Here is a 12,817-nt window from a genome sequence, read left to right as displayed (position 1 = left end):
AGATGGTCGTCGAGCGCGCCGCGCCGTGGCTGGAGGGCGTCGTCGCCGCCGGGCACGGCAAGACGGCGGACCAGCTCCCCGACGACGCGTCGATGGAAAATTGTGGCTGGTGCCCGCTCTGCGCGATCGTCGCCGTGGTGCGGGGCGAGCGGCCCGAGTTCGCGGCCCGGCTGATGGAGCAGGCCGCGCAGCTGGTCGCCCTGCTGCGCGCCGTGCTCGCCGACCGCTGGGAGCCGGAAGGCGGGGTGCACATGCCGGGTTTCCAGCCCGCGCCGCGGCCCGCCCGTGAAGAACGTGAAGAAGCCGTGGGGGCTACGACATCAGCCCGCGTGCAGCACATTCCCGTGCTCAGGCGAGGCGAGTGGCAGCCGGATCGGGAGAGCTGAGTGCTGGCGATAGGAGTGGACGTCGGCGGCACGAGTGTGCGCGCCGGCGTGGTGGACGAGCAGGGATCACTGCTGGACACGGCGAGGGTCGGCACCCCGGGCGAGGAGAACGCCCTGGAGGACGCCATCACCGGGGTGGTGGAGGACCTGCGCAACAGACACGACGTCGTCGCGGTGGGCCTCGCCGTCGCCGGGTTCGTGGCCACGGACCGCCGGACGGTGATGTTCGCGCCGCACCTGTCCTGGCGCGACGCGCCGGTGGCCGAGCGGATCGAAAAGCGCGTCGGCCTGCCGGTGACGCTGGAGCACGACGCCAACTCCGCGGCCGTCGGCGAGCACCGGTTCGGCGCGGCACGGGGCGCGAACGTGGCCGCGCTGGTCGCGCTCGGCACCGGCATCGGCGCCGGGCTGCTGCTCGACGGCAGGATCTACCGCGGGGCGCACGGCGTCGCGCCGGAACTCGGACATCTGACCGTGGTGCCCGGCGGGCGGGCCTGCCCGTGCGGGAAGTACGGCTGCTGGGAGCGCTACTGCAGCGGGACGGCGCTGGCGGCGACCGCGGTCGAGCTGCTGGCCAGCCACCCCGGCCGGTCGACGGTGCTGGCCAGGGAGACCTCGGGCGACCCGGGCTCGGTGACCGGCCGCCGGGTCGCCGGCGCCGCGCGGGACGGCGACCCGATCGCCCAGCGGGCGATGGCCGAGCTGGCGAAGTGGCTCGGCAAGGGCCTGGCGCTGGTCGCGGACGTGTTCGACCCGGAGATCATCGTGATCGGCGGCGGGGTCTCGGAGTCCGCGCCGCTGTTCCTCGACGAGGCGCGCGAGCACTACGCGGGCGCGATCACCGGCGCCGGGCATCGTCCGCTCGCCCGGATCCGGACCGCCCACCTTGGTGACGACACCGCGATAGTCGGCGCGGCGGCGCTGGCCATGGACGCGGCGAAGCTTCCCGGCGCCGAAGTCGGTGTGACAGGCTAGAACCGTGACGCCCAAGGACGGGAACGGCTTCGTCAGGTGCGTGTACGGGCATCGGCACTGGGGCCTCAACGGTGCGGCCGGACTGCTGCTGACCGACCCCGAGCGCGGCGTGCTGCTGCAGCGCCGGGCCTGGTGGGTCCACCACGGCCGGACCTGGGCGTTGCCCGGCGGAGCGGTCGAAGCGGGCGAGACCCCGCGTGAGGCGGCGACCCGCGAGGCGCGTGAAGAAGCCGCCGTCCCGCTCGACGCCGTGCGGACGTTGTCGGCGTCGCTCGTCGATCACGGGAACTGGCGCTACACCACTGTCCTGGCCGCGGTGACCGGTCCGGTGGGGGAGCGGGTCGCGAACGCGGAGAGCGCCGAGCTGCGCTGGGTGCCGCCGGACGAGGTGGCGGGTTTCCGCCTGCACAGCGACTTCGCGTCCGCCTGGCCAGGCCTGCGATCTCAGCTGGGCCGTGAGCTGGTCCTGATCGTGGACGGCGCCAACGTCGTCGGCTCCCGCCCGGACGGCTGGTGGCGCGACCGCCTCGCCGCCGCTGCCCGCCTGCGCGACAAACTCGCCGCCCTGTCCCGCCAGGACACCGCGCTGACCGGCGTGGCCGGGCCCGAATGGTCCTGGTGGCCGCGCGTCCGGCTCGTCGTCGAGGGCCAGGCCCGCGGCCTGGACCCCGTCCCGGGGGTCGAGGTGATCGCGGCCCCGGCCGACGGCGACGCGACGATCGTCGCGACCGCTCAGTCGGCTCTCACCGCGCGCCCGGACGACCACGTCCTGGTGGTCACCGCCGACCGCGAGCTCCGCACCCGCGTCGAAACCCTCGGCGCCATGACCCTCGGCCCCGCCACCCTCCTCGCCACCCTCGACGCCCTCACCTGACCCTCCCCGCTTGCCCCTGAAGGCCACCTTCACGGCGTAAAACGCCGTGAAGGTGGCCTTCAGGGGCACGGATCCAGTCGCGAGGGGCGCGGGGGTTGCGGGGGCGGGTCAGAGGTGGGGGAGGCCGTCGCGCAGCTCGGTGACCAGGGAGGCGACGACGGCCTTGAGCGAGCCGTTGTGCTGCCGGGCCACCGCGCGCTGGCGCAGGTAGCTCGGGCCGTGCCGCAGGATCGTCTCCACCGAGCGGAGCTCGTCGACGCAGTCGAGCCGCCGCGCCACGGGCTCGAGCCGGTCCAGCAGGAGGACGATATCGTCGGTGACCAGCTTCTCGGTGCCCGCCGAGTCGACGATGACGATCGCTTCGGCGCCGTAGCGCGCCGCGCGCCACTTGTTCTCCTGCACGTGCCACGGCGGCAGCACCGGCAGGATCTCGCCGTCGTCGAGGCGCTCGCTGAAGTCGTCGACGAGACACTGGGTGAGCGCCGCGATCGCGCCGACCTCCTCCAGCGTCGGCAGCCCGTCGCACACGCGCATCTCGATGGTGCCGAAGTGCGGCGCCGGGCGGATGTCCCAGCGGATCTCCGAGAAGTGGTCGATGACTCCGGTGGTGAACATGTCCTCGGTGTAGGTCTCCAGCTCGGACCACTTGCGGAACTGGAACGGCAGCCCCGCGGTGGGCAGCTGCTGGAACATCAGCGCGCGGTTCGACGCGTACCCGGTGTCCTCCGCGCCCCAGTACGGCGACGAGGCCGAAAGCGCTTGCAGGTGCGGCGCGTAGTTGAGCAGCGCGTCGAGCGCCGGCAGCACCTTGTCGCGGTGGTCGAGCCCGACGTGGACGTGCACGCCGTAGATCAGCATCTGCCTGCCCCACCACTGGGTACGGTCGATGAGCTTCGCGTAGCGCGCCTTGTCGGTGACCTTCTGCTGGTACCAGTTCGAGAACGGGTGCGTCCCGGCGGAGAACAGCTCGACGCCGAGCGGGTCGATCACTTTGTGCAGGTGGTCGAGTGACTCCGCCAGGTCGGCCTTGGCTTCGGCGATCGTCGTGCAGACACCGGTGATGACCTCGATGGTGTTGAGCAGCAGCTCCTGCTTGATCTTGGGATGCTCGTCCACCCCGTCCGGGCGCACCGTCTCGAGGATCCGCTCGGCGATCGAGGCCAGCTCGCCGCTGCGCCGGTCGACCAGCCCCAGTTCCCATTCGACACCGACGGTCGAACGGCGCGATGGGGTGAACTCGAGGTGCATGGTCGCGCGGGTGTTCAGACCTGGGCGCCGTTGTTCGGGTCGGCGCCGGGCGGCGGGCCCTGGCGGACCCGGAGCAGCAGCAGGGCGATGCCGGTGGCCAGCGCGAGGATGCCCAGCGGGGTCCCCAGCGCGTTGCTGAGCCCGACCACCGCGGGCGCGATCAGCAGCAGCAGGCCCACCAAGAGGAACAGCAGCACGACGAACGCGCCCTTGCGGGGACGGGGCAGCGGAGGCGGCTCCGGGGGCACGTAATGCTCTTCGTCCGCGGCCGGGTCGTCCTCGAAAAGGGTCTTCTCCCAGGCGCCGCCGCCGCCGCGCCAGCCGGACTCCTGCTCGGCGGGCTCGGGCCGCGAGACCTTTTCCGGCGCGCGTGCGGTGGGCTCGTCGCCGACCTCGTCCGGGAACAGGCCGACCCCCTCGGCCCGCAGGTCGGCGACTATTTCGGCGAACGTCGCGTCGACGTCCTCGGGCCCGTCAGCGCCCTTGCCCCGGCTCATCCCGCGTCCACCTGTCCTGCCCGGCGCACCGTCCGGGCGAAGTCCACGCTACGCGTGAAGATCTCCTCGGCGTCGTTGTCCTGGGTGGCGACGTGGAAACTGTTCTCCAGCAGGACTTCCGTGACGTCCGTACTGCCGACGCCGTCGAGGATGAGCCGCGAGTTCACCGGCTCCACGACGTGGTCGACGCTCGAGTGCAGCAGCAGGACGGGCTGGGTCACCTTCGGCAGGTCGTCGCGCACCAGGCGCCACAGCTTGCTCAGGCTCGCCGCCGCCCGGACCGGCGTGCGGCTGTATGCCAGCTCGGTCACCCCGGGCTTGGCGATGTCGTTCCCGACGCCGGGCACCGACGGCAGCACCCTGGCGAGGACCGGCAGCAGCTTCGCGTCCCAGCGCAGGGTGGTCACCGAGGGGTTGACGAGCACGATCCCGGCTATCCGGTCGCCGAACTCCTCGGCCAGGCGCAGTGTCAGCGTCCCGCCCATCGACAACCCGGCGACGAACACGGTCTCGCAGGTCGTGAACAGGGCGAGCAGCTCTTCGCGGACGGCGCCGTACCAGTCCGTCCACTGCGTGCGGTTCATTTCCTGCCAGGTGGTGCCGTGTCCGGGCAGCAGGGGGCAGCGGACCGTGAAACCGGCCTCGGCCAGGTGATCCCCCCAGGCCCGCAGGCTGTCCGGGGTTCCGGTGAACCCGTGGCACAGCAGGAACCCGACTTCGGTCGAACCGGTGTGCGTGAACGGTTCCGCGCCGGCGAGCACGCTCATTGCGATCGCCTTCCGTGTGCTTGGCGTAGGTCCCCTATGTTCGCACGACCGGGGGACGTTGTGGGCGTGTCCCCGGCACCGGAATCGTGGTGGACCCGGTGTGAGATCGATCGCTGGCCGCGCGTAACCGGGCGACTCCCGTTGTGCGCGGAGGGTGGTCCTTCGTAGGCTTGTCCATTGCTGAACATGGGCTGAGCTGCCGGGAGGACAAAGCGCGGTGCTGTACTGGCTGATGAAGAACGTGTTTCTGGGGCCGCTGCTCAAGCTGCTCTGGCCGACGAAGGTGGTCGGCGCCGAGAACGTCCCGGAGACCGGCGGCGTGATCCTGGCAGGCAATCACCTGGCCGTCGCCGACTCGTTCTTCATGCCGCTGCGCGTCAGGCGGAAGGTCACTTTCCCCGCCAAGTCCGAGTACTTCACCGAGAAGGGCCTCAAAGGCAGGCTGAAGAAGTGGTTCTTCAGCGGCATCGGCCAGATCCCGATCGACCGGTCCGGCGGCAACGCCGCGCAGGCCGCGCTGGACACCGCGACCAGGCTCGTCCGCGAGGGACACCTGCTCGGCATCTACCCCGAGGGCACCCGCTCGCCCGACGGCCGCCTGTACAAGGGCAAGACCGGCGTCGCCAGGATCGCCCTGGAGTCGCGTGGCCTGGTCGTTCCGGTGGCGATGATCGGCACCGACAAGGTCAACCCGATCGGCTCGAAGATGTGGTGGCCGCGCCGCCTCGAGATGCGCTTCGGCGAGCCGCTCGACTTCTCCCGCTACGACGGCTTGGCGGGGGACAGGTTCATCGAGCGGTCCATCACCGACGAGATCATGTACGCCCTGATGGAGCTGTCGGGCCAGGAGTACGTCGACATCTACGCGGCCAAGGCGAAGGAACTGCTGGCCGCGGACGCTGCCGGCCTCCGGCCGAAGGTCCCGGCCCAGCCCTCGGCCCGCGACGCCGCCCGGGTGCCCGAAAGCAAGGTCGGCTAGCCCACTAGGGTGCCGCAGTGCGCTTTTTCTACGACACCGAATTCATCGAGGACGGCCTGACGATCGATCTTGTTTCGATCGGTGTCGTGGACGAGCGGGGCCGCGAGTTCTACGCGGTCTCCACCGATTTCGACCCCGGCAAGGCCGGTCCCTGGGTCCGCGAGAACGTCCTCCCCAAGCTCCCCTCGCCCGCCGACCCGTCCTGGCGTAGCCGCGAGCGCATCCGCGCCGACCTGCTGGAGTTCTTCGGCAAGCCCCCCGGCGGCATCGAGCTCTGGGCCTGGTTCGCCGCATACGACCACGTCGCGCTGGCCCAGCTGTGGGGCCCGATGCCCGCGCTGCCGAGGCAGCTGCCCCGGTTCACCCGCGACCTCCGCCAGCGCTGGGAAGACACCGGCAAACCAAAGCTCCCCGCGGCCCCGACCGACGCCCACGACGCCTTGGCCGACGCGAAGCACAACCTCGAGCGCTGGCAGGTCATCGAAGAGGTCTGGCGCCGGGGCTGACCCCGCTCGGCGCGCTCGTGAGTGTCATGAAAGGGTCTTTCCGGACACTTTTTGTCCTCAAAGACCCTTTCATGACACCCGAGTCCCGCTGACACCCTCCCACGCGCGAGGGTGTCAGCGGCGGGTGACCACCGCGGCCGCCAGCGTGTCCAGCAGCTCGGACGTCGTGTCCCAGTCCATGCAGGCGTCGGTGATGCTCTGGCCGTAGGTGAGGTCCTCGGACCGGCCGAGGGTCAGGTCCTGGCGGCCGGCGGCGAGGAAGCTCTCCAGCATCAGGCCCGAAATGCCCTGTTCGCCCCCGGCGATTCGGGCGGCGAGTTCTCGCACCACAATGGCCTGGCGGACGTGGTCCTTCGCGCTGTTGCCGTGGCTCGCGTCGATGATCACGCGCTCGGGCAGGCCCTGCTCGCGCAGGCGGGCGAGGGTGTCCGAGATCGTCGCGGCGTCGTAGTTCGGCCCGGCGGCGCTGCCGCGCAGGATCACGTGGCAGTCGGGGTTGCCGGTCGTGGTGAGCAGCGCGGCCAGCCCGTCGGGGTTGATCCCGGGGAACACGTGGCTCGCCGCCGCCGCGCGGGTGGCGTCGACGGCCACCTGGACGTCGCCCTCGGTCGAGTTCTTGATCCCCACCGGCATCGACAGCGCGCTGCACAGCTGACGGTGCACCTGGCTGGCGGCGGTCCGGGCGCCGATCGAGCCCCAGGTCACGGTGTCGGCGATGAACTGCGGGGTGATCGGGTCGAGGAACTCGCAGCCGACCGGCAGGCCGAGCTCGGAGACGTCGAGCAGCAGCTGCCGCGCGAGCCGCAGGCCCTTGTTGACCTCGTAGGACCCGTCGAGACCGGGGTCGTTGATGAGCCCCTTCCACCCCAGCGTGGTGCGCGGCTTCTCGAAGTAGACACGCATGACCACGTGTAGTTCGCCGCGCAACTCACCGGCCTTCGCGGCCAGCTTGCGGGCGTAGTCGAGCGCCGCCTCGGCGTCGTGCACCGAGCACGGGCCGACGACCACGAGCAGCCGGTCGTCACGGCCTTCGAGGATGTCGACGGTGCCGGCGCGCCCACTGAGCACGGTTTCCGCGACCCGGGAGGTCATCGGATGCTCGTGCCGCAGCATCGCGGGCGACAGCAGGGGATTGATGGCCTGGGTCCGCTGACCGTCGAGGGCGATCAGGGTTTCGGCTGAGGGCGACATGCGGAGTGGGTTCCTCTCAGGGATGAACCGACCCGCGAAACGCCTCGAGCCGGTGTGGAGATTCCGGCTCGGGGTGGGATCAGCGCAGGTTCACGCCGCCGTGCCCACCCGGGGCCGGCTCCGTAAACCAGTAATAGCGCTGCACGAGAGTCAAGCTAGCACAACCGCCGGACGGACCGATCCGGCAGGTGGTACGCCCTGCACCGATCCAGAGAGCTCCCGCTACGCTGGCCTGGAATGTGACTGTCATCTCCACGGAACACAGACGGAGGTCTTTCTGATGCGTGTCGGTGTGCTGACCGGCGGCGGCGACTGCCCGGGGCTCAACGCGGTGATCCGCGCTGTGGTGCGCAAGGGCATCGAGGTCCAGGGCTGGGAGATCGTCGGATTCCGCAACGGCTGGCAAGGCCCGCTCAACGGCGAGAGCCGGCCGCTCGTCCTCGACGACGTCGAGGACATCCTCACCCGCGGCGGCACCATCCTGCGGTCCTCGCGGACGAACCCGTACAAGGTCGAGGGCGGCGTCGAGAAGATCAAGGCGAACCTCGCCGAACAGGGTGTCGACGCGCTCATCGCGATCGGCGGCGAGGACACCCTCGGCGTCGCGAAGCGCCTGACCGACGACGGCATCGGCGTCGTCGGGGTCCCCAAGACCATCGACAACGACCTCGGCGCGACCGACTACACCTTCGGTTTCGACACCGCGGTCTCCATCGCCACCGAGGCGATCGACCGGCTGCACACCACGGCCGAGTCGCACCACCGCGCGCTCGTGGTCGAGGTCATGGGCCGCCACGCGGGCTGGATCGCGTTGCACTCCGGCCTCGCCGGGGGCGCCAGCGTCATCCTCACCCCGGAGCGCGCGTTCTCCGTGGACCAGGTCGTCAAGTGGGTCGAGCGCCGGTTCGAGCGCGAGTACGCGCCGATCATCGTCGTCGCCGAAGGCGCGCTGCCCGAGGGTGGCGAGGAGCGGCTGCTCACCGGCGAGAAGGACGCGTTCGGGCATGTCCGGCTCGGCGGTATCGGCACCTGGCTGGCCGACGAGATCGCGCACCGCACCGGCAAGGAGTCCCGCGCCGTCGTGCTCGGGCACGTCCAGCGCGGCGGCACGCCGACGGCGTACGACCGCGTGCTCGCGACCCGGTTCGGCCTGAACGCGGTGGACGCGGTCGCCGACGGCGACTTCGGCGTCATGGTCGCCCTGCGCGGCACCGACATCGTCCGCGTCAAGCTCGCGGAGGCCACGGCCGAGCTCAAGACCGTGCCGCTCGAGCGCTACAAAGAGGCCGAAGTCTTCTTCGGCTGAGCTTGTCAAATGCCCATTAGGCCACCATGACGGCGTCTAACGCCGTCATGGTGGCCTTCAGGGGCAGTCAGGTCGCGGGCTGCCAAGGCGGCCGGACCCAGTCCCAGTGCGGCACGGGCTCGTGCACGTCCGGCTCGGCGCCCTGCGCCGAGAACAGCACCGCCAGACGGCTGCCCCACTCCACGTAACCCGCGAAAGTGGCGCGGAACTCGGGATCCGCGGGAAGCCCCACCTCGTCGGCCGCGTCCAGCAGCAGCGTGACCCAGCGCCGCCGCTGCGGCTCGGTGATCCCGCGCCCCAGATGCCGCCCGATCATGTGCGGATGCCCGCCGTGGCCCGCGCTGTAGTCCGCCGGGCCGCCGAACACCTCACCGAGCCAGGCCGCGACGTGCTCGGCGTGGTGCGCGTCCATCCCGCGGAAAACGGGCTCCAGCAGCGGATCTTCGCGCACGTGGCCGTAGAAGACCGCCAGCAGCTTCTCCAGCGCGGCACGGCCACCGGCCCAGTCGTACAACGTCGGCGGCCGCGCACCACCCTCCCCGGCGACGGCCGTCACCTCGTAGTGGCGCATCTCCTCGATATCGGACACGTATGCCCGGATGGCCGCGAAGAAGGCCGCGAACTCGGGCCCCTGGCGGAAACCTTCGAGGTGGTCTTCGGCCGAAGTCCAGGTGATCCGCAGGATGTAGCGCGTAGGGTCTTCGGCACAGCGGCTGAGCTCGTAGCCCGCGCACTGGGACGCCTTCGCGAGCGACTCGGCGGCCAGCGCGTACGCGGTTTCGAACTCGACGGACCTGTCCTCGGCGATGGTGTAGCGCAGGTATTCGACGATCATCTGGCAAGGCAACCACCGGCCGCGCGGGCGGGCAACCACGTACTTTTCGGTGCGTGACAAAGGGTGCGTGACAAAGGGTGCGTAACAAGGGTGCGTGACAAGGAGGACGTGGTGAAGCGCTACTACTGCGCTGTCGAGCTGGCCGTGGACGTCATCGGCGGCAAGTGGAAGCCTGTCATCCTCGCGCACCTCAAGGAGGGCGTGCACCGCTACGGCGAACTGCGCCGCCGCGTGCCCGCGATCAGCGAGAAGATGCTCACCCAGCAGTTGCGCGAACTCGAAGCGGACGGCCTGGTCCGCCGCGAAAGCCTCGAAGGTCGTCGCCCGCACGTCGAATACCGCCTCACCGAGGAGGGGGACCGCCTCCGCCCCGCGCTGACGGCGCTGTACGAATGGGGCGAACGGCGGGCCGCCGAAACCGGCGTGACGTTCGAGCCCCTGCCCGCCGGCTGAGCCGGGAATCGGGCACGAGATGAGAGCCGCGCGGGCAGTTGCTCTCCGCCCCGCCCTGGGAATGGCTGCTCTTGAACCAGCCTTCACGGAGCTGCGATCCAGGGCCGCCTACTCGGTCGCGTCCAGGCGCTGTTCCAGCGCGTCGAGGCGGCCCTCCCAGAACTCGCGGTACGGCGCCAGCCACGCGTCGACCTCCGCGAGCGGCTCGGGACGCAGCCGGTAGCACCGCCGCTGGGCCGCGACACGGACCGTGACCAGGCCTGCCTCACGCAGCACCCGGAGGTGCTTCGAGACCGCCGGCTGGCTGAGGTCCATCTGCTCGACGAGCTCGCCGACCGAGCGTTCGCCGGTGCGGAGGAGGTCGAGAATCATGCGCCGCCGGGGTTCCGCGAGCACGTCGAAAGTCTGCATCACCCTGGAAAGATGCTCTATCGAGCATATTGCTGTCAAGGCATATTGGTCCGATTCGCCCTACTTTAGTCGGTCCGAACCATTGACTCATTGGTCTAGTCCATTTAACTTGACGTTGTCCCCTCCGTACCCGACAGGTCACCCATGGTGATCCCGAAGGGAGTAGGCATGTCCAAGCTGAACAGGCGAAGCTTCGCCGCCATCTGTAGCACCGCGGTCGCGGCGCTGATGGCGTTCGCGCTCGCCGCTCCGGCCTCGGCCACCAATCCGGCCCTCGCGGCCCCGGCGGCCGCGGACGGCGTCGCGCAGGTCAACGCCTCGGTCGGCAAGGTCGTCGGCTACTTCACGGAGTGGGGTGTCTACGGCCGGAACTACCACGTCAAGAACATCGAGACGTCCGGCTCGGCGAGCAAGCTGACCCACATCAACTACGCCTTCGGCAACGTCACCAACGGTGGTTGTGCGATCGGCGACTCCTACGCGGACTACGACAAGGCCTACGACGCGGCGGGCAGCGTCGACGGTGGCGCGGACACCTGGGACGCCGGCGCGCTGCGCGGCAACTTCAACCAGCTGAAGAAGCTGAAGGCCAAGCACCCCGGGCTCAAGGTGATCTGGTCGTTCGGCGGCTGGACCTGGTCCGGCGGCTTCGCGCAGGCCGCGGCGAACCCGGCGGCGTTCGCGGACTCCTGCTACAACCTGGTCAACGACCCGCGCTGGGCCGGGGTCTTCGACGGTATCGACATCGACTGGGAGTACCCCAACGCCTGCGGCCTGTCCTGCGACACCAGCGGCGCGGCGGCGCTTCCCAAGCTGATGTCCGCGCTGCGGACGAAGTTCGGTTCAAAGCTGGTCACCGCGGCGATCACCGCGGACGGCACCGCTGGCGGCAAGATCGACGCCGCCGACTACGCGGGCGCCGCGAAGTCCGTCGACTGGTACAACGTCATGACCTATGACTACTTCGGCGCCTGGGCGGCACAGGGCCCGACGGCCCCGCACTCGCCGTTGAGCACGTACTCGGGCATCCCGACCGCGGGCTTCTACACCGACGCGGCCATCCAGAAGCTGAAGAGCAAGGGCGTCGCGTCGAACAAACTGTTGCTGGGCATCGGGTTCTACGGCCGCGGCTGGACCGGCGTCACGCAGGCGGCCCCCGGCGGCACGGCCACGGGCGCGGCCCCGGGCACCTACGAAGCGGGCATCGAGGACTACAAGGTGCTCAAGAGCACCTGCCCGGCCACCGGCACCGTCGCGGGCACCGCGTACGCCAAGTGTGGCAACAACTGGTGGAGCTACGACACTCCGAGCACCATCGCGGGCAAGATCAGCTACGCCAAGAGCCAGGGGCTCGGCGGCGCGATGTTCTGGGAGCTCTCCGGTGACACCACCGGTGGCGAACTGATCACCGCGGTCGCGAAGTAGGCAACGACCACCCGGTGCGGACGGCCGCGCACGCGCTGCCCGCACCGGGTCCCCACCCCGAAGCCCGGCATTTCGCCGGAATTGCCGACAGTCTGACTCGAACTGGTTACCCTGGGCGAATCCGCTTGGGGCCAGGGGGCTGGGGCGGGATGGGACGAGCGGCCAGGCGGGGATCCTTGTCGTCGGCCTTGGCCGTGCGCGAATTCCGGGCGATGTGGGCCGCCGAAGCGCTGTCCCAGGCCGGAGATCAGCGGGCCAGGGTCGCGCTGTCCGCCCAGGTCTACGAGCGCACCAACTCGGTGGGGCTCACCGGTCTGGAGTACGGGTTGACGTTCCTGCTCACCCTCATCGGGGGACGCTGCTGTCCGGGCTCGCCGATCGGTACCCGCGCCGGACCGTGATGGTCGTCTGCGACCTGCTCAGGGCCGCGATCGCCTTGCCGATGGCGATTCCCGGCGTCCCGTTCGTGGTCCTTTGTCGACTCCTGGTGGTACTCACTATCGCTGGTGGACCGTTACGCGCCGCGCAGCTGTCGATGCTTGGCCGCCCTCGGCGTCCGCAACATCACCGTGCAGTCCGCCCAGGTGGTGGGCTTCGGCGCCGGGGGACTGGCGATCGCTCTGACCGGGCCCGTACTGGGGCATGGCAATCGACGCGGTGACGTTCTTGCTCCCGTGCGGTTCGGCGTCAAGAAGCGGAAGGCCGCGGCCGGGCTCGGCAAGCCTGCCACCACTCGCCTGGCGGTCTGGCTCGGGGCTGGACCTGGGGCAATCCGGGCGGCTCCGGGCGCGCTCGCGTTGTTCGGGTTCAAGATGCTGGCTGGCCTGTAGGTGATCCCCGAGGGCCTGGCCGCTCCGTACGCCGCCGAGCTCCCCGCGGGAGCCTTCGTTGTCGGGCTGATCCTCGCCAGTGATCCGGTGGGCTCGGTGGTCGGTGCCGGGGTCGTCACCCGGGTACCGATGGG

The 12,817-nt window shown here is 70.3% G+C and carries 16 protein-coding genes; 10 read left to right on the top strand and 6 right to left on the bottom strand.

Annotated elements, in window-relative coordinates; translation table 11 throughout:
• The first annotated feature begins 2 nt into the window (after positions 1 to 2).
• The 3 genes from QMK34_RS01375 to QMK34_RS01365 are packed head-to-tail and all read left to right on the top strand — an operon-like array spanning position 3 to position 2,235.
• The gene (locus tag QMK34_RS01375; RefSeq protein ID WP_326410664.1) at positions 3 to 386 is read left to right on the top strand and encodes a hypothetical protein; all 384 of its coding nucleotides are present in this window, start codon (positions 3 to 5) and stop codon (positions 384 to 386) included.
• A 15-nt stretch (positions 387 to 401) separates the two neighbouring features.
• On the top strand, positions 402 to 1,361 hold the full coding sequence (locus tag QMK34_RS01370; protein WP_326410662.1) for an ROK family protein: 960 nt from the start codon (positions 402 to 404) through the stop codon (positions 1,359 to 1,361).
• 4 nt (positions 1,362 to 1,365) lie between these two features.
• Positions 1,366 to 2,235, top strand: a complete 870-nt coding sequence (locus tag QMK34_RS01365) for an NUDIX hydrolase (protein WP_326410405.1) — start codon at positions 1,366 to 1,368, stop codon at positions 2,233 to 2,235.
• Positions 2,236 to 2,343: 108 nt separating this feature from the next.
• Here the strand turns inward: QMK34_RS01365 and QMK34_RS01360 are convergent, their stop codons facing one another.
• Genes QMK34_RS01360 through QMK34_RS01350 form a run of 3 tightly spaced genes read right to left on the bottom strand, consistent with a single transcriptional unit; the run spans position 2,344 to position 4,747 of the window.
• Positions 2,344 to 3,483: a glutamate--cysteine ligase gene (locus QMK34_RS01360; protein ID WP_326410403.1), complete on the bottom strand. Its 1,140-nt coding sequence runs from the start codon at positions 3,481 to 3,483 to the stop codon at positions 2,344 to 2,346.
• Positions 3,484 to 3,497: 14 nt separating this feature from the next.
• Positions 3,498 to 3,980: a hypothetical protein gene (locus tag QMK34_RS01355; protein WP_326410400.1), complete on the bottom strand. Its 483-nt coding sequence runs from the start codon at positions 3,978 to 3,980 to the stop codon at positions 3,498 to 3,500.
• Positions 3,977 to 4,747: an alpha/beta hydrolase gene (locus QMK34_RS01350; protein WP_326410398.1), complete on the bottom strand. Its 771-nt coding sequence runs from the start codon at positions 4,745 to 4,747 to the stop codon at positions 3,977 to 3,979. The genes QMK34_RS01355 and QMK34_RS01350 overlap by 4 nt, the downstream gene beginning before the upstream one ends.
• A gap of 217 nt (positions 4,748 to 4,964) precedes the next feature.
• Between QMK34_RS01350 and QMK34_RS01345 the strand changes: the two genes are divergently transcribed.
• Both QMK34_RS01345 and QMK34_RS01340 read left to right on the top strand, forming a co-directional pair.
• Positions 4,965 to 5,726: a lysophospholipid acyltransferase family protein gene (locus QMK34_RS01345; protein WP_326410396.1), complete on the top strand. Its 762-nt coding sequence runs from the start codon at positions 4,965 to 4,967 to the stop codon at positions 5,724 to 5,726.
• A gap of 17 nt (positions 5,727 to 5,743) precedes the next feature.
• Positions 5,744 to 6,232, top strand: coding sequence for a polyadenylate-specific 3'-exoribonuclease AS (locus QMK34_RS01340; protein WP_326410393.1), 489 nt, complete (start codon positions 5,744 to 5,746; stop codon positions 6,230 to 6,232).
• A gap of 114 nt (positions 6,233 to 6,346) precedes the next feature.
• Here QMK34_RS01340 and QMK34_RS01335 read toward each other — a convergent pair whose 3' ends face one another.
• Entirely contained in the window at positions 6,347 to 7,423 is a 1,077-nt protein-coding gene (locus QMK34_RS01335) for a 3-deoxy-7-phosphoheptulonate synthase (protein WP_326410390.1), read from the bottom strand.
• A 280-nt stretch (positions 7,424 to 7,703) separates the two neighbouring features.
• On the opposite strand from QMK34_RS01335, the gene QMK34_RS01330 reads away from it, so the two are divergent.
• Positions 7,704 to 8,729, top strand: coding sequence for a 6-phosphofructokinase (locus QMK34_RS01330; RefSeq protein WP_326410387.1), 1,026 nt, complete (start codon positions 7,704 to 7,706; stop codon positions 8,727 to 8,729).
• A gap of 67 nt (positions 8,730 to 8,796) precedes the next feature.
• Here QMK34_RS01330 and QMK34_RS01325 read toward each other — a convergent pair whose 3' ends face one another.
• Entirely contained in the window at positions 8,797 to 9,564 is a 768-nt protein-coding gene (locus tag QMK34_RS01325) for a globin domain-containing protein (protein ID WP_326410384.1), read from the bottom strand.
• A 111-nt stretch (positions 9,565 to 9,675) separates the two neighbouring features.
• Between QMK34_RS01325 and QMK34_RS01320 the strand changes: the two genes are divergently transcribed.
• Positions 9,676 to 10,017 carry a winged helix-turn-helix transcriptional regulator gene (locus QMK34_RS01320; protein ID WP_326410660.1) on the top strand — a complete coding sequence of 114 codons (342 nt, stop codon included), beginning with the start codon at positions 9,676 to 9,678 and terminating at the stop codon, positions 10,015 to 10,017.
• 108 nt (positions 10,018 to 10,125) lie between these two features.
• Here the strand turns inward: QMK34_RS01320 and QMK34_RS01315 are convergent, their stop codons facing one another.
• Complete coding sequence (locus QMK34_RS01315; protein ID WP_326410382.1) at positions 10,126 to 10,431, bottom strand: ArsR/SmtB family transcription factor; 306 nt, start codon at positions 10,429 to 10,431, stop codon at positions 10,126 to 10,128.
• A gap of 165 nt (positions 10,432 to 10,596) precedes the next feature.
• Between QMK34_RS01315 and QMK34_RS01310 the strand changes: the two genes are divergently transcribed.
• The 3 genes from QMK34_RS01310 (at position 10,597) to QMK34_RS01300 (ending at position 12,683) form a co-directional block, all read left to right on the top strand.
• Positions 10,597 to 11,853, top strand: a complete 1,257-nt coding sequence (locus QMK34_RS01310) for a glycoside hydrolase family 18 protein (RefSeq protein WP_326410380.1) — start codon at positions 10,597 to 10,599, stop codon at positions 11,851 to 11,853.
• 176 nt (positions 11,854 to 12,029) lie between these two features.
• Positions 12,030 to 12,254: a hypothetical protein gene (locus tag QMK34_RS01305; protein WP_326410378.1), complete on the top strand. Its 225-nt coding sequence runs from the start codon at positions 12,030 to 12,032 to the stop codon at positions 12,252 to 12,254.
• A 138-nt stretch (positions 12,255 to 12,392) separates the two neighbouring features.
• Positions 12,393 to 12,683 (top strand): hypothetical protein, encoded by a 291-nt coding sequence (locus QMK34_RS01300; RefSeq protein ID WP_326410376.1) that lies wholly within the window; start codon positions 12,393 to 12,395, stop codon positions 12,681 to 12,683.
• Positions 12,684 to 12,817 lie beyond the last annotated feature (134 nt).

It is taken from the genome of Amycolatopsis sp. H20-H5 (assembly GCF_035828755.1).
Classification (GTDB): Bacteria; Actinomycetota; Actinomycetes; order Mycobacteriales; family Pseudonocardiaceae; genus Amycolatopsis.
Note: the sequence above shows the minus strand (reverse complement) of the source record. Positions and strands in the feature narration are given on the sequence as shown.